This window comes from Streptomyces sp. NBC_00525 (assembly GCF_036346595.1).
Lineage (GTDB): Bacteria > Actinomycetota > Actinomycetes > Streptomycetales > Streptomycetaceae > Streptomyces.
On sequence record NZ_CP107834.1, the window covers coordinates 1,943,682 to 1,968,634 of the forward strand.

Below are 24,953 nucleotides of genomic sequence, written 5' to 3' on the forward strand. Positions count from 1 at the left end.
CGCAGTGCCAGCGCCCCGCGTGCGAGGGCAGCTACGAGGACATGGGCGGCGGTGAGCTGTACTGCGACACCTGCGGTCTGGCGCCTGTCGTCTCTCCGAACGGGATGGTCAGTTCGCCGCCGACCGGGGTCGCGGTGGGCGGCCGGGGCAGCCGTGGGTCGAACAGCTCGTCGGCGCGCAGCGGTTCGCAGTCCTCGTCGCGGGCGTCCTCGCGCTCCTCGTCCCGGTCCTCGACGTCGCGGCGCTCGGTGTCGGGGCGGCTCTCGCGGTCGCTGTCCGGCGCGGCCACCGCGCATTCGGTCTCGGTGCGCTCCTCCGCCAGGTCGACCAACTCCTCTGGCCGCAACCGGCTGGGCGCGGGCCTGGTGCAGGTGCCGGACGTGCCGCGCCCCGATCCGCGTACGGCCGTCATGGAGAACCCGGAGGTTCCCGAGCGCAAGCGGTTCTGCTCGCGGTCGGACTGCGGGGCTCCGGTGGGCCGGGCGCGGGGCGAGCGGCCTGGCCGCACCGAGGGGTTCTGCACCAAGTGCGGCCACCCGTACTCCTTCGTGCCCAAGCTCGAGGCGGGCGACGTGGTGCACGGCCAGTACGAGGTCGCGGGCTGTCTGGCGCACGGCGGGCTCGGCTGGGTCTACCTGGCGGTGGACCGGGCGGTGTCCGACCGGTGGGTGGTGCTCAAGGGCCTGCTGGACACGGGCGACCAGGACGCGATGGCGGCGGCGATATCGGAGCGGCGGTTCCTCGCCGAGATCGAGCACTCCAACATCGTGCGCATCTACAACTTCGTGGAGCACCTGGACCAGCGGACCGGTTCGCTCGACGGCTACATCGTCATGGAGTACGTCGGCGGCAAGTCGCTCAAGGAGATCGCCAACGAGCGCCGCACCCCGGCCGGGAAGCGCGATCCGCTGCCGGTGGAGCAGGCGTGCGCGTTCGGCATCGAGGCGCTGGAGGCGCTGGGCCATCTGCACAGCCGCAACCTGCTGTACTGCGACTTCAAGGTGGACAACGCGATCCAGACCGAGGACCAGCTGAAGCTCATCGACATGGGCGCGGTCCGCCGGATGGACGACGAGGAGTCGGCGATCTACGGCACCGTCGGCTACCAGGCCCCCGAGGTCGCGGAGCTGGGCCCGTCGGTCGCCTCCGACCTGTACACGGTGGCCCGGACGCTCGCCGTGCTGACCTTCGACTTCCAGGGGTACACGAACGTCTTCGTGGACTCGCTGCCGGACCCGGACAACATCGAGGTGTTCCGGACCTACGAGTCGTTCTACCGGCTCCTGGTGCGGGCGACCGACCCGGACCCGGCCCGCCGGTTCGCCTCGGCGGCGGAGATGGCGGAGCAGCTGACGGGTGTGCTGCGGGAGGTGGTGTCCCTGCAGAGCGGGCGTCCGCGTCCGGCGCTGTCCACGCTGTTCGGCGGGGAGTTGCGGGTCACCGACACGGAGCTGTTCGCGGACGGTGCGGGCGAGGTGTCGCGCCTGGGCGCCAGGGCCGCCGCGTCCGGCGGGCGCTTCGGCCGCCGGAAGGGCGGTACGGCCGCCGGGGCGCCGGCCGCGCCCGCCGCCGTGACCCCGCCCGGCGGGACGCCGGGGGCGCTGCCCGCCGGGCCCGCCCCGTCGCCCGCGGGCGCGGCGCCGGTGCCGTCGGCCGCCACCCACGTCCGTACGCCGGGTGGCGCGGGCACCGGCGCGGGCCCGCTGCCGTACGCGCCGGCGGCGAGTGTTCCGGCGCCGCGCAGCCCGCTCCCGGCCCCCTCCCCCGGCGCCGCGCCCGCGGTTGCGGGGGGCGGCGCGCCCCGGCTCGCCGGGCTCGACGTACGCGGGACCTCGCTGGCGCTGCCCGTGCCGCGTGTCGACGCGAACGACCCCAACGCCGGTTTCCTGGCCGGGGTGATGGCGTCCGCGCCGGCCGAGCTGATCGCCGCGTTGCAGGCGGTGCCGGCCGCGTCGCTGGAGACCCGGCTGCGTGAGCTGCGGGCCCATCTGGAGATGGGCGACCTCGGTGCGGCGGCGAAGACCCTGGGCGAGCTGGAGGGACAGCACGCGGACGACTGGCGCGTCGTCTGGTACCGGGGCCTCACCTCGCTGGTGACCGGTGCCAACGAGAACGCGGCGCTGTCGTTCGACGCGGTGTACGACGCGTTCCCCGGCGAGCCCGCGCCGAAGCTGGCCCTGGGCATCTGCGCGGAGGTCCTGGGGCAGCTGGACAACGCCGCCGAGTACTACCGGCTGGTGTGGCTGACCGATCCCAGCTTCGTGAGCGCGGCGTTCGGCCTGGCCCGGGTGCAGATCGCGGCCGGTGACCGGAACGCGGCCGTCCGGACGCTGGAGTCGGTGCCGGAGGCGTCGATCCACTACACGGCGGCCCGGATCGCGGCCGTCCGGGCCCGGCTGCGCGAACGCGCCCCGGACGAACCGCTGATGGCGGACCTGACGGCGGCGGCGGCCCAGGTGTCGGGGCTCACCGGGCTCGGACTCGACGCGGTCCGGCGGGAGCGGCTCGCGACCGAGGTTCTCGGCTCGGCGCTCGACTGGGTACTCTCCGGTAGCCCGTCCGGCCCGCAGCCCGCCGCGCAGGCGGGGCCGCGCCCGGCGACGCTGCTGGGCAGCGAGCTGGACGAGCGCGGTCTGCGTTTCGGTCTGGAGCGTGCGTACCGGATGCTCGCCCGGCTCGCCGAGCCCGGCGACGAGAGGATCGAACTGGTGGAACGGGCCAACCGCTTCCGCCCCCGAACGTGGGTGTGAACATGTCGCAGAACCACCAGGAGACGGCCCTGCCGAGGTGCCCCGGCTGCGCGGAGCCGCTGGAGCGGGACGACCTGTTCTGCGGCGCCTGCGGGTACGACCTGTCGGCCGTGCCGGAGCCGCCGCGCGACCGCCCCACGGTCGCCATCGCCGCGCCGGACGCCCCCGGACCGGCTCCGGCCGCCGCACCGCGCGCCGCCGCGCCGGACCCGTCGTCCCCGGTGCGCCACGACGGGCCCGCCGCCTCCGCCGACTTCGAACTGGCCGCGCCGGGCGCCGCCCCCGATCCGCGTACCGGGCCGCCTGCGGCCCCGGCGGCCGGCGGCGCGGTCTGTGTGGCCTGCCGGGCCGGGCGGGTCGACGGCGACGGCTACTGCGAGAACTGCGGCCACGCGCAGCCGCGCGAGCGCGACCACATGGAGCGGGAGCTGGGTTCGGTCGCCGCGGTCAGCGACCGGGGGCTGCGCCACCACCGCAACGAGGACTCGTTCGCGGTGTCCACGACCGCGCTGCCGGACGGTTCGGCGGCCGTCGTCGCGATCGTCTGCGACGGGGTGTCGTCGGCCAGCAGGCCCGACGAGGCGTCGGCCGCGGCGGCGGGCGCGGCCAACGAGTCGCTCCTGGAGTCGCTGCCGCGCGGTACGCATCCGCAGCAGGCGATGCACGAGGCGATCGTGGCGGCGGCGGAGTCGGTCAACCGGCTGGCCCAGCAGGCCGTTCCGGAGCGTGATCCGCACCGCCACCAGAACGCCCCGGCGTGCACGCTGGTCGGCGCGGTCATGGCGAGCGGGCTGCTGGTGGTCGGCTGGGTCGGCGACAGCCGCGTGTACTGGGTGCCGGAGGACCGCTCCACCGCGCCCGCCCGGCTCACCGAGGACGACTCGTGGGCCGCGCAGATGGTGGCGACGGGCCTGATGAACGAGGCGGAGGCGTACGCGGACGAGCGCGCCCACGCCATCACCGGCTGGCTCGGCGCGGACGCCTATGAACTGGAGCCGCACACCGCCTCGTTCAAGCCCGACCGGCCGGGCCTGGTGGTGGTCTGCACGGACGGCCTGTGGAACTACGCGGAGTCCGCCGCCGAGATGGCCGCCGCGGTGCCGCAGGACGCGTACGCCCATCCGCTGCGCGGGGCGCGGGCTCTGGTGGGGCACGCCCTGGACGGCGGCGGCCACGACAACGTAACAGTGGCCCTGCTGCCGTTCGCCGTCTCCCCGCAGGGGGCAGGCTCCGCCTGATTGAGACCGACCGGCGAATGGCGGGTCCGCCCCCTCCCGCCTTCGATGCTTTGTCCGTACCTCTGTCTTCATCTGACAGGTGGAGCCTCAAGGAGCCGATCAGATGGCCAACTTCTCCAAGTCGAACGTGCCGCAGTTCTCCGTCGAGGTGTACCAGAACGAGTTCCTGCCCGAGGGCGGCCGCGAGGTCAACGGCATCATCACGGTCACGTCGACCGGGGGCGGCACCACCGGGGGCGTACCGCTGCCGGGGACGCCGGAGCGGTCCGGCGGCGCCGCGGTGGTGATCATGGTGGACTGCTCGGGTTCGATGGACTATCCGCCGACGAAGATGCGCAACGCCCGCGACGCGACGGCGGCGGCCGTGGACACCCTGCGCGACGGCACCTCGTTCGCCGTGGTCGGCGGGACGCATGTGGCCAAGGAGGTCTATCCGGGCAACGGCCGGCTCGCGGTCGCCGACGCGCGGACCCGGGCCGAGGCCAAGCAGGCGCTGCGCCGGCTGAGCGCGGGCGGCGGTACGGCGATCGGGACCTGGCTGCGGCTGGCGGACCGGCTGCTGGCCGCCGCCGACGTGGACATCCGGCACGGCATCCTGCTGACGGACGGGCGCAACGAGCACGAGGCACCGGAGGACCTGCGCGCGGCGCTCGACGCCTGCGCGGGCCGGTTCACCTGTGACACGCGCGGGGTCGGCACCGACTGGGAGGTGAAAGAAGTCACAGCGATCGCCTCGGCGCTCCTGGGCACCGCCGACATCGTCGCCGATCCGGCCGGGCTCGCCGCGGACTTCACGCGGATGATGGAGAACGCCATGGGCAAGGAGGTCGCGGACGTGGCGCTGCGGCTGTGGACCCCGGTCGGCGTGGAGATCAGGTTCGTGAAGCAGGTCGCGCCGACGGTCGCCGATCTGACCGGCCGCCGCACCGAGGCGGGCCCGCGCGCCGGGGACTACCCCACCGGCTCCTGGGGCGACGAGTCCCGCGACTACCACGTGTGCGTCCGGGTGCCGGAGGCCGGCATCGGGCAGGAGATGCTCGCGGCCCGGGTCTCGCTGATCCTGCCGGACCCGGCGGGCGGGGCGCCGCAGACCCTCTCGCAGGGACTGGTCCGGGCGGTGTGGACGGACGACATGGCGTCCTCGACCGCGATCAATCCGCAGGTCGCGCACTACACGGGTCAGGCCGAACTGGCACAAGTCATCCAGCAGGGACTCGATGCCCGCAAGTCGGGAGACTTCGACGGCGCGACGGCCAAACTCGGCCGCGCGGTGCAGTTGGCGTCGGCGTCCGGGAACGAGGACACTGCGAAACTGCTTTCGAAGGTGGTAGACGTCGTCGACGCCGCGACAGGTACTGTGCGACTGAAGGCGAAGGTCGCGGAAGCGGACGAGATGACTCTCGAAACGCGCTCCACGAAGACGGTTCGCGTCAAGAAATAGCGACGGCCCGCCGGCCGGAGAAGGAGAGGGGGAAGCGCCGACATGCCGACCTGCCCGAACGGACACCAGTCGGGTTCCGAGGACTGGTGCGAGGTCTGCGGCCATCGCATGGCCGGGGCGGGCGCGCCTGCGGGTGCGGTTCCCCCGCCTCCTCCGCCGCCCCCGCGGTACGGATATCCCCAGCCGCACGACCCGGACGCGACGGCCCAGGCCGAGCTGTGCCCGCAGTGCCGCACCCCGCGTGAGGCGATGGCGCCGTTCTGCGAGGAGTGCCGCTGGAACTTCCTCACGAACACGGCGACGTCCTACACGCCGCTGGCTCCCCGGCACAACATTCCGGGCGACCCCGGCCCGGCCGGCAACCGGCCGCCCGGCTTCCCCGCGCAGCAGCCGCCGCCCCCGTCGCAGGCGCGCGACCCGTTCGACTACCAGGGCTCCCGGCCCTCGCAGATGAACCGGTCCGCCGAGCCGCTGTCCCCCGGTCCGGGCCAGTCGGGCCCGCAGGGCCAGGGTCAGGGTCAGGGCCGGCCGCCGTTCGGCCAGAGCCCGCAGGGCACCCCGCCGCCGTTCCAGCAGGGCCCACCGCCCGGTCCGGAGGGCCGCCAGGGTCCGCCGCCCCCGCCCCCGTACCAGCAGGGGCCGCAGGGCTCGCCGCCCCCGTTCCAGCAGCAGGGCGCGCCGCCGCCCGCCTTCCAGCAGCAGACGGCGCCGCCGCCGGCCCCGCCGCGTTCGGACGGCGACGACTGGCTGCTGTCCCCGCCCTCGCAGCCGGCGCCGCAGGCCCGGACCCCGCAGGACCCGATGGGGCAGCCGCCCTTCCCCGGTCAGCAGGGGCCCGGTCAGCCGCACGGCGCCGGTCCGCAGGGCCACGGCCCGCTGCACGGTCCGGGCGCCGGTCAGCCGCCGCTCTCCAACAACTGGACGGCGTTCATCGCGCCGGACCGCGAGTACTTCCTGGCGATGATGCAGCGCAGCGGCCCCGAGGCGACCGGGCTCAACCTGCCCGCGTACTCCCCGGAGCAGCAGCTCGCGCTCACCGGCAGCCAGATCACGATCGGCCGCCGCCGGCACAGCACGGGCGAGTCCCCGGACATCGACCTGTCGGTGCCGCCGGAGGACCCGGGCGTCTCCCACCAGCACGCGGTGCTGGTGCAGCAGCCGGACGGCAGCTGGGCCGTGGTCGACCAGAACTCCACCAACGGCACCACGGTCAACGGTTCCGAGGAGCCGATCCAGCCGTACGTCCCCGTCCCCCTCCAGGACGGCGACCAGGTGCACGTCGGGGCGTGGACGACGATCACGATCCGCCGGGACTGAGCGCCCCGTCCGGCCGGACGGGGCGTCTGCGACCATGGACGGGTGACTGAGAACCCGCGCGACACCATGCAGGTCGTGACCTTCTACGAGCAGGTCGGCGGCGAGGACACCTTCAGGCGCCTGGTCCACCTCTTCTACCTGGGCGTCGCCGGAGATCCGCTGCTGCGGCCGATGTATCCGGAGGAGGACCTCGGACCGGCCGAGGAGCGGTTCGCGCTCTTCCTGATGCAGTACTGGGGCGGCCCGCGCACCTACAGCGAGCGGCGCGGCCACCCCCGGCTGCGGATGCGGCACGCCCCGTTCCGGGTGGACCGGGCCGCGCACGACGCCTGGCTGGGCCATATGCGGGCGGCGATGGACGAGCTGGCCCTCGACCCGGAGCACGACCGGCAGCTGTGGGAGTACCTGACGTACGCGGCCGCCTCGATGGTGAACACCGACGGCTGACCTACGGTCACGTACCGCCCACATACGTGCGGAATGCGGAACTCCGCGGCCGGATACCGGTCACGAATGCGTCAAGTTGTGTCCGTAAGCGGTTTCACGAACCACCTGGTGTCTGAAAGCATCCAGGCAACGCCGGGGGCGGGCGGGGCGGATGCGGTGACGAGGGGGCCAGGTGACGGGGTTCGTCTTTCTGCGGGTGAGGGCGCACCGGCTCCTGCTCGCCGCGGCCGTGCTGGCCGTGCTGCTGACCACCTCGGTCCTGGCCGCGCTCACCGCGTTCTCCGGCTCCGTGGGCGACGCGGCCCTGCGCCACACACTCACCCACCGCTCCGCCGAGCCCGCCTCGCTCGTGATCTCCGCGCAGCTGCGGCCCGAGGAGCGCGAACCGGCCGACGCGGCGGCGCGCAAGGCCGCGCGGGAGACATTCGACGGGCTGCCGGTGACCGTGCGGACGCTGGAGGCGTCCGGCCCGTACGCCCTGCCCCGCAGCCTCCAGTCACCGGCCGCCCGGCGCGGTGACCCCGACCTCACGCACTTCGCCGCGCTGGACCGCAGCCGCGTCCGCGTCACCGCCGGGCGCCTGCCGGCCGCCGGGGCGGGCGGGAGCGGCGGGCCCGTCGAGGTCGCCCTGCCCGCGACCGCCGCCGAGGCGCTGTCGGTGAAGCCCGGCGCCCGGTTCGAGGTCACCGACCGGCTGGGCGGCAAGCCGCTGGACATCGTGATCACCGGGTTCTACAAGGCCGCCGACCAGGCCGACCCGTACTGGCAGCTCGACGCGCTCGGCGGGCGCGGCATCCGCAAGGTCGTCTTCACCACCTACGGGCCGCTGCTCGCCGACCCCGCCCTGCTCGGCTCGGGCCGCACCAGCGCGGGCGAGACGGCCTGGCTGGCGACCGCCGACTTCCGCACGGTCACCACGGACGCGATGGCCGACCTGCGCGAGGCGGCGACCGCGGGCCCCGAGCGACTGCTGGCCGCCCCCGAGTTCAAGGACGGGGCCACCGCCCGCACCTCGCTGCCCACCGTGCTCGAGGAGATCGACCGCGCCCTGCTGGTCTCCCGCTCGACGCTGACCATCGTGGCCGTCCAGCTGGTCCTGCTCGCCGGCTACGCCCTGCTCCTGGTGGCCCGGCTGCTCAGCAGCGAGCGCGCCGGTGAGACGGAGCTGCTGCGGGCGCGCGGCGGTTCGCGGGCCCGGATCACCTCGCTCGCCGCCGTCGAGGCGCTGCTGCTGGCCCTGCCCGCGGCCGTCGTCGCACCGCTGCTCTCCGGCCCGCTGACCCGGCTGCTTGCCGACCGCAGCGAACTCTCCCGGATCGGGCTCCGCCTGGACACCGGCATGACCGGCCAGATGTGGCTGGTCGCCGCCGTCACCGCGCTGGCCTGCGCGCTCGCCGTCGTGGCGCCCGCCCTGGCCGCCAGCGCCGGGGGCCGGCGCAGCACCCGGTCCGCCGCGCTGCCCGGCCCGGTGCGGGCCGGCGCCGACCTCGCGCTGCTGCTGATCGCGGCCGTGGCGTACTGGCAGCTGGACCGGCAGACGAAGGGTTCCGGCGGCGGCGCGCTCAGCGGCGACCGCTCCGGCGGTCTCGGCATCGACCCGCTCCTGGTGGCCGCGCCCGCGCTGCTCCTGCTCGCCGGCACCGTGCTGACGCTGCGCCTGCTGCCGCCGGCCGCGCGGCTCGCGGAGCGCCGTGCGGCCGGCGGGCGGGGGCTGGCCACCGCGCTGGCCGGCTGGCAGTTCAGCCGCCGGCCGCTGCGCGGCGCCGGGCCCGTGCTGCTGCTGGTCCTTTCGGCGGCGATGGGCATGCTGGCGATCGGGCAGAGCGCCTCGTGGAACCGTTCGCAGAGCGACCAGGCCGACTTCCGCTCGGGCGCCTCGGTGCGCATGACCGGCGGCATCAACGCGGACCCGGCGAAGTCGGGCGCGTACGAGGAACTGCCCGGCGTACGCGGGGTGGCGCCCGCCTTCCGTACGACGGTGGACCTCTCCGGCGAGCGCACCGCCGACGTTCTCGCCCTGGACACCGCGCACGCCGACGAGCGGATGCTGATGCGCGACGACCTCGGCGCCGGCTCCACCGACCGGCTCTTCGACTCGCTCGCCCCCGCGAAGCCGGCGCGCCCCGGCCTCGTGCTCCCCGCCGGGAGCACCCGGCTCCGCTTCGACCTGGCCGTCTCCGCGCCCGCCGCCCCGCACAACACCTCGCCCTCCGGCAGGGACCCCCGGCTCACCGTGCTGCTGGAGGACCGCTACGGCCTGCCGTACCAGGTGTCCGCCGGGCAGGTGCCGGTCGACGGGAAGGCCCGGCCGTACGAGATCAAGGTGTCCGCGGCCGGCGGGCTGGCCGTCACCGGCTTCGAGCTGGACGACAAGCAGCCGGTGGACCGCGGCGAGACGCACCGCCTCACCCTGACCGGGCTGCGCGCGGTCACCGGGGGCGGCGCCGAGCGGCCGGTCCCGGTCCCCGGCGGCTTCCGCTGGCGCGCCGCCGTCACGACCGACACCTTCGGCGAGGTCCGCCCCGGTGCCGCCGCCTTCCCGACCTCGTCGGCCGCCGCCCCGCTGGCCGTCGAGTACCGCACCGGCTCGGTCACCTCCGAGGACGCCGTGTACGCCGTGCCCGGCCTCAACGTGCGGATCACCGCCGAGCGCCCCAAGGCCCCGGCGGTCATCCGGGGCGTCGCCACGGACGCCTACCTCCGGGCGACCGGCGCGAGGACCGGGCAGGCCGTCGATGTGACGCTGGCCGGCGAGCGGGTCCGGGTGAAGATCGCCCGGACCGTGGACCGGCTGCCGACGACCGGCCCCGGCGGCTCCGCCGCGACCACCACGGAGTACCGGCGGGCCAGGGACGGCGGGGCGCTGCTGCTCGACCTCCGGTCCCTGGGCCAGGTCTTCGCCGAGCGCCCCAACGCCCGGCTCACCGTGTCCGAGTGGTGGATGAGCACCGAGCCCGGCCGCACCGCCGACGTGGCCGCAGCACTGCGCGCCCTGCCGGACGTCGACCCTGCGCAGGTGCTGGTGCGCGACGAGGTCGCCGACGAGCTGGTCAGCGACCCGCTGGGGGCCGGGCCGCAGTCGGCGCTGCTCGCGGTCGCGGTGATCGCGGCGGCCCTGGCGGCGGTCGGCTTCGCCGTGGCGGCGGTCGGCTCGCAGCGGGAACGTTCCGCCGAGTTCGCCGTGCTGCGGGCGCTCGGCACCCCGCGCCGCCAACTGGCCCGGATGACCGCGGCCGAGCAGGGCGTCCTGATCGCCATCGCGCTGCTCGTCGGAGGACTGCTCGGGGCCCTGCTCACCCGTGCCGTCGTCCCGCTGATCGTGCTGACCGGACAGGCGGCCCAGCCGGTGCCCCCGGTCCTCGTACAGCTGCCGGCCGGGCAGGTGGCCCTGCTGCTGGCCGGGGTCGCCGCGCTGCCGCTGCTCATCGTCGCGGCCCTCGCGCTGCGCCGCGCCGACCCCGCGATTTCGCTGCGCCACCAGGGGGACCACTGACATGAGCCCGCGTACGAGAACCCCCCGCGCGGCGGCCGCCGGCGCCCCCTGGGTGCGCACCCGACTGCGGACCGCGCCCGGCGCCTCCCTCGCGTTCGCCCTGCTGGTGCTGGTCACGGCGTTCCTGGCCGCCGCCTTCCCCCGGTCCGTGGACCGCTACGAGGGGCAGGGGCTGCGCCACGACCTCGGCGCCGTCGAGCCCCGGCGCGGCGTCCTGGAGATCAGCAGCCCGCAACCCGGCCTCGAACTGCCCTCGGAGGCCCGCGAGGAGGCGGTGCGCGGAGCGACGCTGGGGGCCGTCCAGCGCGACCTCCTGCGCACTCTGCCCGCGCCGGTACGGGCCGACGCCACCCAGTCCGCCTACGGCATGCGGACCTCCAAGGGCATCGCGGCGGGGGAGGCGTGGTTCCCGCGCCCGTACGGTCTCGACCCCTCACTCACCTACGTCACCCAGGCCGGGCTTCCCGACCACGCCACCCTGCGCACCGGCTCCTGGCCGACAGTCCGCGGCAAGGTGACCCTGCGGACCCGCGAGGTCGAGGCCGCCGTCACCGAGGCGACCGCGAAGGCCCTGCACATCGAGGCGGGCGCGACGATCGCCGTCCCGACGCGGGGCAACGGAACCCTGACCGTGCGCGTCACGGGCATCGTCACCCCGAAGCGGCCCGAGGCGTCCTACTGGTCGGCCGAGCAGCTGCTGCGCACCCCGTCCCTGGTGCCCATCCCGACCAAGGAGACCCCGCGCTACTACTGGACGGCCGCCCTCCTGCTGCCGCCGGACGCCGCCCCGGCCCTGCTCTCCACGACCGGGCAGCCCGAGGTCTACTGGCGGCTCGCACCGGACAGCACCGCCCTGAGCGCCCGTGACGTACCCGGCCTGCGGACGGCCATCGCCTCCCTGGAGGGCGGCCCCGGACTGCTCGCCATACGCGAACGCGCCGGGAACACGGCCACCCTCACCACCGATCTGGACGAGGTCCTGGCCGGCTACGACGGCATGCGCACCGCCATCCAGCCGGTCGTCGCCGTGGCCGCCGTCGGCATCGGGGCCGTGGCCGCCGTCGTCCTGCTGATGACGGGCGGCCTGATCGCGGCCCGCAGGCGCGCCGAGCTGTCCCTGCTGCGCGCCCGCGGCGCCTCCCTCACCGGCATCGGCGGCCGGCTGCTGGCCGAGACCGCGGTGCTGGCCGTACCGGCCGGCGCGCTGGGGCTGCTGCTCGCGGTCCGCACGGTGGACGAGGCCCGGTTCGGCCCGGCCGCCCTGGCCGCGGGCGCGGTCGTCGCCCTGGTCTGCGTGGCGCTCCCGCTGCGCACGGCCCTGCTGCACCGCAGGCACCGGGCGCACGGCGAGCGCGACGACCTCGCGACCGCCCGCCCGTCCCGGCGGCGCACCGTCGCCGAGCTGACCCTGCTGGTGCTGGCCGCCGGCGCCGTCGTCGCGCTGCGCAGGCGCGGCACGGACGCGGAGGGCGGCACCGATCTGCTGGTCAGCGCCGCGCCCGTGCTGGTCGCGCTGATCGCGGCCGTGGTCCTGGTCCGGCTCTATCCGCTGCCGCTGCGGCTCGCGCTGCGCTCGGTGTCCCGGCTGCGGGGCGCGGTCGGCTTCCTCGCCCTGGCCCGCGCCGGGCGCTCGTCCGCCGCCGGCACGCTGCCACTGCTCGCCCTGCTGGTCGCGCTGACCACGGCCGCGTTCGGCGGGTCCGTGCTGGCCGGGGTCGCCGACGCGCGCGACGACGCGGCCGTCCTGGCCACCGGCGCCGACGCCCGGATCAGCGGCCAGGGCGACTCCGTACCGCTGCCCGCCGACCTGATCCGGGCCGCCGGGAAGGCGGACGGCGTGCGCCAGGCGGTACGGGTCCAGATCGAGTACGGGGTCGCGCTGCCGCCCGCCGAGAACGGGGTCGAGGACGCCAAGGGCGCCACGCTGATCGGTGTCGACCCGGAGGCGTACGCGGAGCTGGCGCGCGGCCTCGGGCTCGGCTCCTTCCCGGCCGGCCCGCTGAAGGCCGCCGACGCACGGCCCGTGAAGGGCGAGCCGGCCTCCCGCGACCGGGTGGTGCCCGTGATCGCCTCGCCGTCCGTCGCCGAACGCCTCGGTGACCGGCCGCGCGACCTGGAGTCCGTGGCCGGTGACTTCAAGGTGAAGGTGGCCGGCACGGTGGCGCACGCCCCCGCCGTCAACGGCTCCTCCTTCATGATCGTGGACTCCTCCGCCCTCACCCACCGGCAGACCACCGTGCTGCTGCTCACCGGCGACCACCTGGACGCGAAGGCCCTGCGGGCCGCCGCCGACAAGGCGGGCGAGCACTTCTCCGTACAGCTGCGCTCCGAGACGCGCGAGGCGTACGTGGACACCCCGATGCAGAACGGCGCCGAGCGGATCTATCTGGCGGCCATCGCGGCCGGCGCCGGATACGCCCTGCTCGCCGTCCTGCTGTCGCTGCTGCAGACCGCGCCGGAGCGCACCACACTGCTGGCCCGGCTGCGGACCATGGGCCTCACCTCCCGGCAGGGCGGGCGGCTCCTCGGCTTCGAGGCCATGCCGCAGGCGGTGCTCGCCGCCGTGGGCGGGCTGCTCGTCGGCCGGGCGACCATCGCCCTGCTCGCGCCCGGCATCGACCTGGTGCACCTCGCGCTCTCGACCGGCCCCGGCTCCGGCGTACTGGCCACCGCACCGCTGCGGACCGACCCGTGGTCCCTGGTCCTGCCGGCGGTGGGCGTGATCGTCCTCGCCGCCGCGGTGGCCGGTGTGCAGGCCTGGTGGACCGGCCGCCGCGGATCGATCACCGAACTCAGGGCAGGAGACTCCCGATGACGACGCCGTCGACCGATTCCACGCTGGCGGAGCTCGAACAGCGGGCCACCGCCCGGCGCGACCGGCCCTCCTACGGGCACGACGCGCTGATCGCCTGCGACCGTCTGGTGCGCATCTTCACCACGGACGGGGTCGAGGTGCAGGCCCTCCAGGGGCTCGACCTGCTGGTCGAGGAGGGCGAGCTGCTGGCCCTGGTCGGCGCGTCCGGCAGCGGCAAGTCCACGCTGATGAACATCCTGGCGGGCCTGGACGAGCCCACGGCCGGAGCGGCCAAGGTGGCGGGCTGCGATCTGCTGAACATGGGGCAGAAGGAGCGGCTCCGCTACCGCCGGGACGTCGTCGGCTTCGTCTGGCAGCAGACCGCCCGCAACCTCCTGCCGTATCTGACGGCGATCCAGAACGTCACCCTGCCGATGCAGCTGCGCGGGCGCGGCCGGGCCCGCGAGCGGGCGGCGCGCGCCGAGACGCTGCTGAAGATGCTGGAGGTCGACGACTGCCGGGACAAGCGCCCGCAGCAGATGTCGGGCGGCCAGCAGCAGCGGGTGGCGATCGCCGTCTCGCTCGCCAACTCCCCCTCGGTGCTGCTCGCCGACGAGCCGACCGGTGAGCTGGACTCGGCCACCGGCGAGCAGGTCTTCGCCGCGTTCCGCCGCGCCAACGAGGAGCTGGGCACGACGATCGTGATCGTCACCCACGACCAGGCGGTGGCCAGTGAGGTGCGGCGTACGGTCGCGATCCGCGACGGCCGGACGTCCTTCGAGGTGCTGCGCCGCACCGAGGTGGACGCGGCGACCGGCCAGGAGTCCCAGGTGGCCCGCGAGTACGCGATGCTGGACCGCGCGGGCCGGCTGCAGCTGCCCGCCGACTACACCGAGGCGCTGGGCATGGAGCACCGGGTGATGCTGGAGCTGGAGCAGGACCACATCGGCGTCTGGCCGGACGGCGCGACTCCGGGCGCGAACGCGGACGCGGCCAAGAACACGGGTGCGGGTGCGGACACGGACGCCGGCACCGGCGCCGCGTAGCCGCCGCTCGGGCGTCCGCTGACCGGCCGTTAGTATCCGGGCCATGACGACGTTCGAACGCGAGATCACCGAGCCGGTCGACCTCTGTCTGCCCGACGGGCGCCTCGACCCGTCGGCGGTCGGCTGGTCGCGGGTGCCGCTGCACCGCGCCAATCTGCGCGGCTGGGGCCGGACGAAGCGCTGGGAGTACTGGTGCGTGACGACGCCGACCCATCTGGTGGCGCTGACCGTCAGCGATCTGGACTTCCTGGCCCTGAACAGCGTCTATCTGCTGGAGTACGCACCCGGCGGGCTGGAGTTCGAGCGCACGGCGGTCATCCCCGGCGGCGTGGGCGTGAGCCTGCCCGACACGGTGGCCGGCTCGCCCGGCGCCCCGGACGTGGTGACGGGCCCGGCCCGCCCGACCGGCGGCAAGGTGCGCGTGGAGATCCGCGACGAGCCCGGCGGGACCCGGCTGCGGGCGCGCTGCCTGACCCCGGAGCGGGTGCCGGTGGAGGTGGACCTGCTGGTCGCCCGCCCGGCGGACCACGAATCGCTCTCCGTCGTCGTGCCGTGGGACAGCCGGCGCTTCCAGTACACCTCCAAGCAGACCGCGCTGCCCGCGTCCGGCCGGGTCCGGGTGGGCGGGGAGTACCTGGACTTCGACGGCGAGGACACCTGGGCCGTCCTGGACCACGGCCGGGGCCGCTGGCCGCGTACGGTCGACTGGAACTGGGGCGCCGCGTCCGGCCGGACGGACGGCCGTACGGTGGGCCTCCAGCTCGGCGGGCGCTGGACGCTGGGCACCGGCTCCACGGAGAACGCGCTGTGCGTGGACGGCCGGCTGAGCAAGATCGGCGAGGAGCTGGACTGGCGCTGGTCGCCTTCCGACCTGCTCGCGCCGTGGACGATCCGCACACCGGTGACCGGGCAGGTGGACCTCACGTTCACCCCGTTCCACAACCGGCGCGCCCGCACCGAGGCGGGCCTGATCGTCAACCGCACCGATCAGTGCTTCGGCCACTACGACGGCCGCATCCGCACCGACGACGGCGCGGAGATCGCGGTGGAGCGCCTGCTGGGCTGGGCGGAGGACGTACACATGCGGTGGTGACGGGGGCTGTTCCCGTACGCAGTGCGGGCCGTTCCCGTACGCGGTGCGCGCCGGCCGTGCGGCCGGGGACGCGGTACGGGTCAGCCGCGTACGGAGACCGCGAGGTTGCCCAGGCCGCCCGCCGCGTCCGCCCGGCGCAGGGCGACGGAGCCGTACGGGGTGCGCAGGCGCAGCCAGCTGCCGGCCGCCAGGAGGGCGACCGGGAAATCGGGGGCGGCGCGCAGGAAGCCGAGGGACTGCGCGGCGTGCACCGCGCGCAGCGGGAGCCCGGTGCCGGCGACGGTGCGCGACCAGATCTCGTGGCCGATGCGGTCGCGCTCGGCGCGGGTGCGCCGGTCCTCGGGCAACGCTTCGTCGCGGGTCCGGAACTCCTGGACGGCGGCGGTCAGCGCGGTGCGCAGGGCGACGGGGTCGGGCAGTCCGCCCTGTTCCCGCCAGCCGCGGCGGGGCGGCAGGACACCGGCCCAGGGCGGTCCGGTGACCGGGGCGGGCAGGGCGCCCGCGTCAGGTTTTCCGGGGCCCGGTCCTTCGGCGTCCTCGGCGGGCAGGGCCTCCAGCAGGTCGCCGGCCGACACGGTGGTGTCGAACTCCTGTGCCTCGGCCAGCCGTACGGCACGGATGGCCAGCACCTCGAAGGAGGGCGGCCGGCCGAACACGGCGAGCGCGCCGCCGCCCGCCTGGAGGCGTACGGCGGCGGCGCGGTCGTAGTGGAGCAGCCGGCCGAGGAAGGCCGCCAGATCTGCGGCCTCCCTCGCGTCGGCGAACCGAAGCGGCTGTACGGACACGGTCATACCGCGGCGGGCTCCTCCGCGAGGTACTCCTGGAGGAACAGTTTCTCCTCCGGGGAGATCCGCCGGGGGCGCTCCTCGGCCAGGTCGTAGGGGACGACGACGGTGGACGCCCGTACGTAGACCTGTTCCGGGTCCTTGATCTCGTAGGCGATCGTCAGCGACGCGGCGCCGATCTTCGTGACCCAGGACTCGACGGTCACCGGACGGTGCCGGTGGACCAGGGGCCGCAGGTAGTCGATCTCGTGCCGCGCCACGACGGAGCCGCCCGCGAAGGACGGCGAGCCGTCCCCCGGCGCCAGCCGGAACATGAAGTCGATGCGCGCCTCCTCCAGATAGCGGAGGAAGACCACGTTGTTGACGTGGCCGAAGGCGTCCATGTCCGACCAGCGCAGTGGGCAGCTGTAGATGTGACGAGCCAAGACGATCAGCCTCGCGTGAGCTTCTTGTACGTGGCGCGGTGCGGGCGGGCCGCGTCGGCGCCGAGCCGGTCGATCTTGTTCTTCTCGTACGACTCGAAGTTGCCCTCGAACCAGTACCACTTGGACTCGCCCTCGTACGCCAGGATGTGCGTGGCGACGCGGTCCAGGAACCAGCGGTCGTGGGAGATGACGACGGCCGCGCCGGGGAACTCCAGGAGGGCGTTCTCCAGCGAGGACAGGGTCTCGACGTCGAGGTCGTTGGTGGGCTCGTCGAGGAGCAGCAGGTTGCCGCCCTCCTTGAGCGTCAGCGCCAGGTTGAGGCGGTTGCGCTCACCACCGGAGAGGACCCCGGCCGGCTTTTGCTGGTCCGGGCCCTTGAAGCCGAACGCGGACACGTACGCCCGCGAGGGCATCTCGACCTGGCCGACGTTGATGTAGTCCAGCTCGTCCGAGACGACGGCCCAGAGGGTCTTCTTCGGGTCGATGTTGGCGCGGGACTGGTCGACGTAGCTGATCTTGACGGTCTCGCCGACCTTGATGGAGCCGCTGTCCGGCGTCTCCAGGCCCTGGATCATCTTGAAGAGCGTGGTCTTGCCGGCGCCGTTCGGGCCGATGACGCCGACGATGCCGTTGCGCGGCAGCGTGAACGACAGGTCGTCGATGAGGACCTTGTCGCCGAACGCCTTCGACAGGTGCTCGACCTCGACGACGATGGACCCGAGGCGCGGCCCCGGCGGGATCTGGATCTCCTCGAAGTCCAGCTTCCGCATCTTGTCCGCCTCGGCCGCCATCTCCTCGTACCGGGCGAGACGGGCCTTGGACTTGGTCTGCCGGCCCTTGGCGTTGGACCGCACCCACTCCAGCTCTTCCTTGAGCCGCTTCTGGCGCTTCTCGTCCTTGCGGCCCTCGACCTTGAGGCGGGCGGCCTTCTTGTCGAGGTACGTGGAGTAGTTGCCCTCGTACGGGAGCGCGCGGCCGCGGTCCAGTTCGAGAATCCACTCGGCGACGTTGTTGAGGAAGTAGCGGTCGTGGGTGACGGCGACCACGGCGCCCGCGTACTTGGAGAGGTGCTGCTCCAGCCAGTTCACCGACTCGGCGTCGAGGTGGTTGGTGGGCTCGTCGAGCAGCAGCAGGTCGGGCGCCTCGATGAGCAGCTTGCAGAGCGCGACGCGGCGCTTCTCGCCACCGGAGAGGTTGACGACGGGCCAGTCGCCGGGCGGGCAGCCCAGGGCGTCCATGGCCTGCTCCAGCTGGGCGTCCAGGTCCCACGCGTTGGCGTGGTCCAGGTCCTCCTGGAGCTTGCCCATCTCGTCCATGAGCGCGTCGGAGTAGTCGGTCGCCATCAGTTCGGCGACCTCGTTGAACCGCTTGAGCTTGCCCATGATCTCGGCGGCGCCGTCCTGCACGTTCTCCAGGACCGTCTTGCTCTCGTCCAGCTCCGGCTCCTGCATGAGGATGCCGACGCTGAAGCCGGGCGACAGGAACGCGTCACCGTTGGACGGCTGCTCCAGGCCCGCCATGATCTTCAGCACCGTGGACTTACCGGCGCCGTTGGGCCCCACGACACCGATCTTCGCGCCGGGCAGGAAGTTCAGATTGACGTCATCGAGAATCACCTTGTCGCCGTGCGCTTTGCGCGTCTTGCGCATGGTGTAGATGTACTCAGCCAAGAGAAACCGTCCGGCAATCGATGTGTGGGCAGATACACCCCATCTTGCCTGACGGCCGCCTCTTGACGGAAACCGGTCCGGTGCGCGATACGCGCGATCCCGGCTCGGGAGACGCGAAGGCCCCGGCGGGCCTGTGGCTCGCCGGGGCCTTCGTCAGTGGCGGTGACGCCGCGTCGTCGCGGGGTCACTCACCGCCGGTCACTCACTGGCGGTGCGCTTGCGGCGCAGGAGCAGGACCGCTCCGCCGCCGACGACGACCAGGGCGATGGCGACGCCCGCGATGACCGGGGTGGCGCTGGAGCTGCCGGTCTCGGCGAGGTCGGTGCCGCCCGAGGTGCTGCCGCCGGCCGTGGCCGTGGTCGGCGCGGTCGGGGTGGGCTCGCTGCCGGTCTGGGTCTCCGTGCCGCCGGTGCCGCCGGTGCCGCTGCTGGTGGTCTTGCAGTCCAGGACGCCCTTGAACGTCTTGGAGAAGCCGTTGGGGCCGGTGACCGTGATGTCGTACGCCTGGTCCTCGGCGACGGGCACCGTCACGGTCGTGGTCTTGCCGGCCTCGACGGTGTGCTCCTTGCCGTCGAGCTCGAAGGTGAACGCCTCGTCGCCCTTGTTGCCGACGGTGATGTCGACGCCGCCCTTGTCACAGTTCTTCTCGGCGGTGGCCGTGGGGATCGGGCCCTGCTTCGCCCAGGTGGCGGTGGCGGTCGCGGAGACCGTCGACTCGCTGGAGCCGGCCAGGATCATGGTCTGGCTCTTGGTGACCCCGGCGAAGGCGCGGCCGACCGGGACGGAGGTGGTCGCCTGGACGGTCAGCGAGGCGCTGCCCTCCTCGGAGTCCGCCGGCACGTCGAAGTAGAGCTTGGTGCCGTCCGACGCCGTGGTGACGGGCTTGCCGTCCTTGTCGGTGACCTTGACGCCGCTGGCGAGGTCCGCCGGCGGGGTCACCGTGGCCTGGCCGGCGTTGGTGTGGACGGTGACCGGGCCGACCCGCTCACCGGAGCGGCCGGAGACCGCGATCGGGTCGAGCGCCAGGGAGGCCTTGGGCTCGGGGGTGTCGGTGGCGGACTTCTCCAGCCAGTCGGCCAGCTTCTCCGCCTGCTCGTCGGCCGCCTCCACGTCGACGTGGTCGGAGAACCGCCAGATCGCGACCTGGGTACCGGCCGCCGCGGTCTTGTCCGTGAGCGTCCCGGTGCCGGCCGCCTTCGCCAGCGCCGAGAGGTCGTTCACCTGCGGGTAGGAGTGCTGCAGAATCCAGAGGATCTTGCCCGCGTCGTTGTTGCCGCCCAGCGAGGACTGACCCCAGGGGGTCTCCAGGTACTTCGCCCGGTCCTGGGTGGGGTTGTGGATGTCGATGCAGTACGTCTTGAGCGTGCCGCCGCCGTCGACGTTCATCTCGAACAGACCTGCGGCCACCTTGCGCTTCTTGCCGTCCTCGTTCAGGACCGCGGTGCCATAGGTCTTCAGCCCGTCCAGCACGGCGGTGGCCCCGCCCTGGTGTGCGGGCACCTCGTCGGCGGCCGCACTGCCCGCGCCGACGAGGGCACCGGCCACGACCAGGCCGGACGCCGCCACCGACGCGGCGAGCCGGGATATGCCCCGGCGCCGTCCTGTGCGGCCCGCCGCCGCGGATGACGAAACGGTCTCTGAAGAAGCAGAAAACACTTATTTCCCCTCCGGGCGAGACCCTCGCGCCCGGTACGCGTGTGGGGATAGTCCCGCCTGCTACTCAAGTGCCTTGTGAGTACGGGGAGATCCTATGGAGCGGGCCAAGAACAATCCCCCGTCATACCGTCCGACAACCATTCCGAATCGCAATCGTTATCCCCGGTAACTCCCGCCGCCGGGCGGCCACCGTCCACGGGTACGCTTGGTCATCGCCCGGTCGCCGGCGGGTCACCACACCCCCGCGTGCCGCTTCACTCCGCCGCCACCAGGTCGGGCTCCTTCTTCCGGGGTGCGGCGGCGGCCCTTTGACGTACCGTCCGTTTACGAGCCGCGGGCCGCTCGGCCGCGCCCTCCGCCGAGCCATCCTCGACGCGCCCCTCCGCCCGCTCCCCGCCCGACGTCTCACCCGATCCCTCCGGCGTGGCGGGGACCGCCGGAACCCCCGAAACCTCCGGCACCGCCCACGGGTCGTCCCCCGCCGCGACCGGCGCCGGGCCGAACCGCGAGGTCAGGGTCGGGTCGTTGCGCAACGCCCGCCGGAAGGCCGCCGTACCCCGCGTCAGATCGTGGCCCACCGCCACCGCCTCGATGTCCACGAACGTCCGGCGCGGACCCTCCACTTCCTCCTCGCGCACCTTCAGCCTGCCGTGCACCACCAGCGGCTCCCCCACCGACACCGATCCCGCCAGGTTCGCCGCGAGCGTCCGCCACGCCCACACGGTGTAGAAGCTCGTATGCCCGTCCGCCCACGCCTCCCTGGCCCGGTCCCACCTCCGGGGCGTGACGGCGAACCGGAACCGGGCCATCCCTCCCGTCGCTGTCTCCCGGAACTCCACCGCCGTCGCCGCGTTGCCCACCAGCGTCACCCAGGTCTCGTTCATGACTCCGCCTCCCCCTCGCCCGGACTTCGCGACCGCGCCGTACGCGCGGTCACCGATTCCATGCTGGAGGGGAGGCGGAATTCCCGCTGGGAGCTGTGGGCTAACGGCCCGTTGTGGAAAGCTCCGTCACCGCCACGTACCGCTCGCGCACTTCGCGGTAGCGCGCCAGCTCCGCCGCGACCGGGTCGAGCACCCTGGCCCGTCCGCAGGCCGCCGCCGCCTCGCGCAGCCGGCGTTCGGCCTCCTGGCCGTACCTCCTGGCCGGTCCCCGTGCCGCCGCCGCGCACGACCACTCCACCAGCGGGCCGCCGACGATGCCCGCCAGCATCACCAGGGCGGGCGTCAGCAGCCCCGGCTCCAGGACGCCGATGATCTGGCCGGCCAGCCACAGGCCGCCGAAGATCTGGAGCAGCGTCATCGCGACCTGGGCCAGCACGGCCGCAGGCCACCAGGCGGGACGCGGCGGCTTCCCGGCCGCCCGGCCCTCCGTACCGCGTGCGCCCGTCGCGTCACCGCCCGTGCCCGTACCGCCTGCGCCCGTCGCCTCGCCCCCCACCCGGCCCGCCAGTTCGTCCAGCGCGTCCGGCAGCCCCTTCGCCCCGTGCACCGCGGCCTCGCGCACCGCCTGTGCCCAGGGTCCGGGCAGTCCGGCGGAGGCGTCGTCCGCCACCGTGCGCACGGCCTGCTCGACGCGCTGACGTGCAGTGAGCCGTTCCTCGGGCGGGGTGGCGAGCGGGACCCGGTCCCGGGCGCCGGGCTGCCGGGTCGACTCGTACCAGCGCCACAGCCGCAGCCACGGCGTGCCGCACGCCCGTCCGGCGTTGCGGCGCCACTCGCGTTCGGCGGCCTGGCCCGCAGCCGCCGCGCCCACGGCCTCCGCGAGGCGGTCGGCGAACTCCTCCCGCGCCCGCTCCCCCAGGCCCGCCCGCCCCTCGGCGACGTACACCGGGCGCAGTCTGGCCGCCGCCGCGTCCACGTCGGCGGAGAGGCGGCGGGTGGCCGCCGTGCGTTCCTGGACGAACCTGCCCAGCAGTTCGCGCAGCTCGCCGACGCCCTCGCCGGTGAGCGCGGACAGCGGAAGCACGGTCGCGCCGGGGTCGCCGTGCTCGCCGAGGGCCATGCCGTCCTCGTCGAGCAGCCGGCGCAGGTCGTCCAGGACCTGGTCGGCGGCCTCGCCCGGCAGCCGGTCGATCTGGTTGAGGACGACGAAGGTCACCTCGGCGTGGCCGGCCAGCGGGCGCAGATAGCGCTCGTGGAGTGCGGCGTCCGCGTACTTCTCCGGGTCCACCACCCAGATCACCGCGTCGACCAGCGCCAGCACCCGGTCCACCTGATCGCGGTGGCCCTTCGCCGCAGAGTCGTGGTCGGGCAGGTCCACCAGGACCAGGCCCTGCAGCGCCTCCTCGGACGCCGCGCCGGGCTGCGGCCTGCGGCGGAGCCTGCCGGGCACGGCGAGCCGGTCGAGCAGTCCGGCGGCGCCGTCGGTCCAGGAGCAGGCGAGCGGGGAGGAGGTAGTGGGCCTGCGCAGGCCGGTCTCGGAGAGCTGGGCACCGGCGAGCGCGTTGAACAGGGTCGATTTGCCGCTGCCGCTGGCGCCGGCGATGGCGACGACGGTGTGCCGGGAGGAGAGGCGCTGCCGGGCCGCCGCCTCGTCCAGCACCCGGCCGGCCTCGGCGAGCGCGGCCCGGTCCAGGCGCGCCCTGGAGAGCCCGACGAGTTCGCGCAGGGCGTCCAGGCGGGGGCGCAGCGGGCTGCCGGAGTCCACGTACGCCTCGACCTGCGGCCGGGTCTCGTCGTCCTCCGGAACGATCTCGTCCGGGGTTCGGACGGCCTCCTTCCGCGCTTCCTGGGCGCGCCGGGCGATCAGCCCGTCGTCCCAGCCGCCGTTCTCCGAGCGCCCGGGGTCGCGGTCGTGGTCCGCCGCGTCCTGTTCCCGCCGCGCGCGGGCCGGGCGGCCCGGCTCCCGGCCCGATTCCCGTACCGTGTCCCGGCCCTGTCCCGGATTCTCGTCAGTGACGGCAGTCATCGCTGCCACCTCTCCTTCTGCAGTAGGGACAGCGCGGCGATCAGTTCCGCCTGCGGTTCGGGGGCCACGTCGAGGGCGTCCAGGGGTGCGAGGCGCCGGTCGCGTTCGCCGTTGAGGACGTGGTCGAGGTAGGTGGTGAGCAGTGCGCCGCCCTTGTCGCGCAGGCGCAGCGCGCCCTGGGCGCCCATGCGTTCGGCGAGTTGTTCGCCCGCGGTGCGGGCGCGGCGCCCGCCGAGGAGGGCGGCGGCCAGGAGAGCGGCGACGGTCTCGGGGTCCGGGGCGGTGTTGCGCTCCATCAGGCGCAGTTCTTCCTCGGCCAGTTCCTCCAGGATGCGGCGCCACCGGCGTACGGTCATGGCGATCCGGCCCCGGATGTCCTCGGCCGGGCCCCAGCCGCCCTCCTCGCGGCCGGCCGCCTCGTAGGCGAAGGCCGCGGCGGCGGGCTCGCGCCGCCAGACGGTACGGATCTGCTCGTCGGCGGCGGCGACGGCACACTCAAGGAGCGCGGCCAGGCTCTCGACGAGCGCGTCGAGCACTTCCTCGGAGGTACTGTACGTGGGGTAGCCGCGCCATCTGGTCCGGGCGTCGCCCGCGAGCGCGCCGCCGTTCTTCAGCCGGCGGCGGACCCTGGCGCCTTCCTTCCCGTACGCGTCCTCGACCACGCCCGTCAGCCGTACGGCGGCGGCGTACTGGGCGGCGACGGCCCCGGCGAGGGCGGGCATGCGGACGTCCAGCGAGTCGATGACCCCGGCGGCGGTCCGGCCGACTGCCTGCTGACGCGCCGCCGGGTCCTGGACGCGGTGGGCGAGCCAGGCGCGCAGCGGGGCGACGGCGGTGGTGGGCAGCAGTCCGCGGCCGCCGCCCGCGGACTCGGGGAGTTCGGGGATGGTGAACCGGGGCACTTCGCCGAGCCCGGCCTTGGTGAGGAGCGCGCCGTACTGCCGGGAGACCTCGGCGATGACCTGGTGGGGGACGCGGTCGAGGACGGTGACGAGCGAGGCGTTGTACTCCTTGGCGGTACGCAGGAGGTGCCAGGGCACGGCGTCGGCGTACCGGGACGCCGTGGTGACCATGACCCAGATGTCGGCGGCGCAGATGAGTTCGGCGGCCAGGACGCGGTTGCGGACGACGAGGGAGTCGATGTCGGGGGCGTCGAGCAGGGCGAGCCCGCGCGGAAGCCCGGGTGCGGTCTCGATGCGCAGGGCGGTGCCTTCCTCGGCGGCGTTCCCGTCGGGGCCGTCGAGGTCGTCGCACTGGCCGGGGTCGGCGTACTCCTCGGGCGACAGCCATACGCGGGTGAGCTGCGGCAGCACCCGTACGCCCGTGAACCAGTGCTGGTCGTCGGGGTGGCAGACGAGGACGGGCGTACGGGTGGTGGGCCGGAGCACTCCGGCCTCGCTGACCCGGCGCCCCACCAGCGAGTTGACGAGCGTCGACTTGCCGGCGCCCGTCGATCCCCCGATGACCGCGAGCAGCGGCGCCTCGGGGTCCTTCAGCCGGGGCAGCAGGTAGTCGTCGAGCTGGGCAAGCAGCTCGATCCGGGTCTGCCGGGCACGGGCGGCTCCTGGGAGCGGCAGTGGGAGACGCACGGCAGCGACACGGTCGCGCAGGGCGGAGAGTGCGTCGATGAGCTGAGGCCGTACGTCCAAGGTCACCACATGCGAAGAATGCCCAATTTTGGCGCCCTTTTGAAGCGTATAGCCACTTCTGCGCGCCGGTTCCCCCGTCCGGACAGAGGGGATGAGTGGGACGCAGGCATAACGAGTGCACAACACCCGAGGCGTGAAGCGTCAAAAGCGGTGCGTGATCCGTACCCACCTGCGATTATCGTCTCGCTTCACCGAACCTCCACATAGTGCCACGGAGGTGAAGCAACGAGGTCCAGCCA

The 24,953-nt window shown here is 74.2% G+C and carries 16 protein-coding genes and 1 pseudogene; 9 read left to right on the plus strand and 8 right to left on the minus strand.

The annotated features are described in order from the left end of the window. Nucleotides 1–31: 31 nt before the first annotated feature. On the minus strand, nucleotides 32–331 hold the full coding sequence (locus OG710_RS31265; RefSeq protein ID WP_443064230.1) for a hypothetical protein: 300 nt from the start codon (nucleotides 329–331) through the stop codon (nucleotides 32–34). On the opposite strand from OG710_RS31265, the gene OG710_RS08645 reads away from it, so the two are divergent. The 9 genes from OG710_RS08645 (at nucleotide 306) to OG710_RS08685 (ending at nucleotide 15,619) form a co-directional block, all read left to right on the plus strand. Next, a complete protein-coding gene (locus tag OG710_RS08645) occupies nucleotides 306–2,750 on the plus strand; it encodes a tetratricopeptide repeat protein (RefSeq protein ID WP_443064231.1) in 2,445 nt (814 codons plus the stop codon). The two genes, OG710_RS31265 and OG710_RS08645, sit on opposite strands and share 26 nt — an antisense overlap. A gap of 2 nt (nucleotides 2,751–2,752) precedes the next feature. Next, a complete protein-coding gene (locus OG710_RS08650) occupies nucleotides 2,753–3,988 on the plus strand; it encodes a PP2C family serine/threonine-protein phosphatase (RefSeq protein ID WP_330238783.1) in 1,236 nt (411 codons plus the stop codon). Nucleotides 3,989–4,091: 103 nt separating this feature from the next. Then, nucleotides 4,092–5,429, plus strand: coding sequence for a vWA domain-containing protein (locus OG710_RS08655; protein ID WP_330238784.1), 1,338 nt, complete (start codon nucleotides 4,092–4,094; stop codon nucleotides 5,427–5,429). A gap of 42 nt (nucleotides 5,430–5,471) precedes the next feature. Continuing rightward, complete coding sequence (locus tag OG710_RS08660; RefSeq protein ID WP_330238785.1) at nucleotides 5,472–6,746, plus strand: FHA domain-containing protein; 1,275 nt, start codon at nucleotides 5,472–5,474, stop codon at nucleotides 6,744–6,746. 42 nt (nucleotides 6,747–6,788) lie between these two features. Continuing rightward, nucleotides 6,789–7,193, plus strand: coding sequence for a globin (locus tag OG710_RS08665; RefSeq protein WP_330238786.1), 405 nt, complete (start codon nucleotides 6,789–6,791; stop codon nucleotides 7,191–7,193). A 172-nt stretch (nucleotides 7,194–7,365) separates the two neighbouring features. After that, entirely contained in the window at nucleotides 7,366–10,686 is a 3,321-nt protein-coding gene (locus OG710_RS08670; protein WP_330238787.1) for an FtsX-like permease family protein, read from the plus strand. 1 nt (nucleotide 10,687) lies between these two features. After that, complete coding sequence (locus OG710_RS08675; protein ID WP_330238788.1) at nucleotides 10,688–13,501, plus strand: ABC transporter permease; 2,814 nt, start codon at nucleotides 10,688–10,690, stop codon at nucleotides 13,499–13,501. After that, the gene (locus tag OG710_RS08680) at nucleotides 13,498–14,526 is read left to right on the plus strand and encodes an ABC transporter ATP-binding protein (protein ID WP_330238789.1); all 1,029 of its coding nucleotides are present in this window, start codon (nucleotides 13,498–13,500) and stop codon (nucleotides 14,524–14,526) included. Before OG710_RS08675 ends, OG710_RS08680 begins: the two co-directional genes overlap by 4 nt. A 43-nt stretch (nucleotides 14,527–14,569) precedes the next feature. Beyond that, on the plus strand, nucleotides 14,570–15,619 hold the full coding sequence (locus OG710_RS08685) for a DUF2804 domain-containing protein (protein ID WP_330238790.1): 1,050 nt from the start codon (nucleotides 14,570–14,572) through the stop codon (nucleotides 15,617–15,619). Between the two features lie 80 nt (nucleotides 15,620–15,699). Here OG710_RS08685 and OG710_RS08690 read toward each other — a convergent pair whose 3' ends face one another. From OG710_RS08690 to OG710_RS08720, 7 genes and pseudogenes are all read right to left on the minus strand, one after another. Beyond that, nucleotides 15,700–16,410 (minus strand): hypothetical protein, encoded by a 711-nt coding sequence (locus OG710_RS08690; protein WP_111331572.1) that lies wholly within the window; start codon nucleotides 16,408–16,410, stop codon nucleotides 15,700–15,702. Next, on the minus strand, nucleotides 16,407–16,829 hold the full coding sequence (locus tag OG710_RS08695; protein ID WP_330238791.1) for an acyl-CoA thioesterase: 423 nt from the start codon (nucleotides 16,827–16,829) through the stop codon (nucleotides 16,407–16,409). The genes OG710_RS08690 and OG710_RS08695 overlap by 4 nt, the downstream gene beginning before the upstream one ends. A 5-nt stretch (nucleotides 16,830–16,834) precedes the next feature. Continuing rightward, nucleotides 16,835–18,499, minus strand: a complete 1,665-nt coding sequence (gene ettA / locus OG710_RS08700; RefSeq protein ID WP_330238792.1) for an energy-dependent translational throttle protein EttA — start codon at nucleotides 18,497–18,499, stop codon at nucleotides 16,835–16,837. 198 nt (nucleotides 18,500–18,697) lie between these two features. Further along, nucleotides 18,698–20,155 (minus strand): LAETG motif-containing sortase-dependent surface protein, encoded by a 1,458-nt coding sequence (locus tag OG710_RS08705; RefSeq protein WP_330238793.1) that lies wholly within the window; start codon nucleotides 20,153–20,155, stop codon nucleotides 18,698–18,700. 473 nt (nucleotides 20,156–20,628) lie between these two features. Further along, nucleotides 20,629–21,039, minus strand: a pseudogene (locus OG710_RS08710) (single-stranded DNA-binding protein); the annotation flags it as partial. A gap of 100 nt (nucleotides 21,040–21,139) precedes the next feature. Next, a complete protein-coding gene (locus OG710_RS08715) occupies nucleotides 21,140–23,065 on the minus strand; it encodes a YfjP family GTPase (protein WP_330238795.1) in 1,926 nt (641 codons plus the stop codon). Then, a complete protein-coding gene (locus tag OG710_RS08720) occupies nucleotides 23,062–24,714 on the minus strand; it encodes a dynamin family protein (protein WP_330238796.1) in 1,653 nt (550 codons plus the stop codon). Before OG710_RS08720 ends, OG710_RS08715 begins: the two co-directional genes overlap by 4 nt. Nucleotides 24,715–24,953 lie beyond the last annotated feature (239 nt).

What these genes read in the sequence shown, in the direction of transcription:
- OG710_RS08650 (WP_330238783.1), top strand. Translation starts at nt 2,753, where the DNA reads ATGTCGCAGAACCACCAGGAGACGGCCCTGCCGAGGTGCCCCGGCTGC.
- OG710_RS08655 (WP_330238784.1), top strand. Translation starts at nt 4,092, where the DNA reads ATGGCCAACTTCTCCAAGTCGAACGTGCCGCAGTTCTCCGTCGAGGTG.
- OG710_RS08660 (WP_330238785.1), top strand. Translation starts at nt 5,472, where the DNA reads ATGCCGACCTGCCCGAACGGACACCAGTCGGGTTCCGAGGACTGGTGC.
- OG710_RS08675 (WP_330238788.1), top strand. Translation starts at nt 10,688, where the DNA reads ATGAGCCCGCGTACGAGAACCCCCCGCGCGGCGGCCGCCGGCGCCCCC.
- OG710_RS08680 (WP_330238789.1), top strand. Translation starts at nt 13,498, where the DNA reads ATGACGACGCCGTCGACCGATTCCACGCTGGCGGAGCTCGAACAGCGG.
- OG710_RS08685 (WP_330238790.1), top strand. Translation starts at nt 14,570, where the DNA reads ATGACGACGTTCGAACGCGAGATCACCGAGCCGGTCGACCTCTGTCTG.
- OG710_RS08690 (WP_111331572.1), bottom strand. Translation starts at nt 16,410, where the DNA reads ATGACCGTGTCCGTACAGCCGCTTCGGTTCGCCGACGCGAGGGAGGCC.
- OG710_RS08715 (WP_330238795.1), bottom strand. Translation starts at nt 23,065, where the DNA reads ATGACTGCCGTCACTGACGAGAATCCGGGACAGGGCCGGGACACGGTA.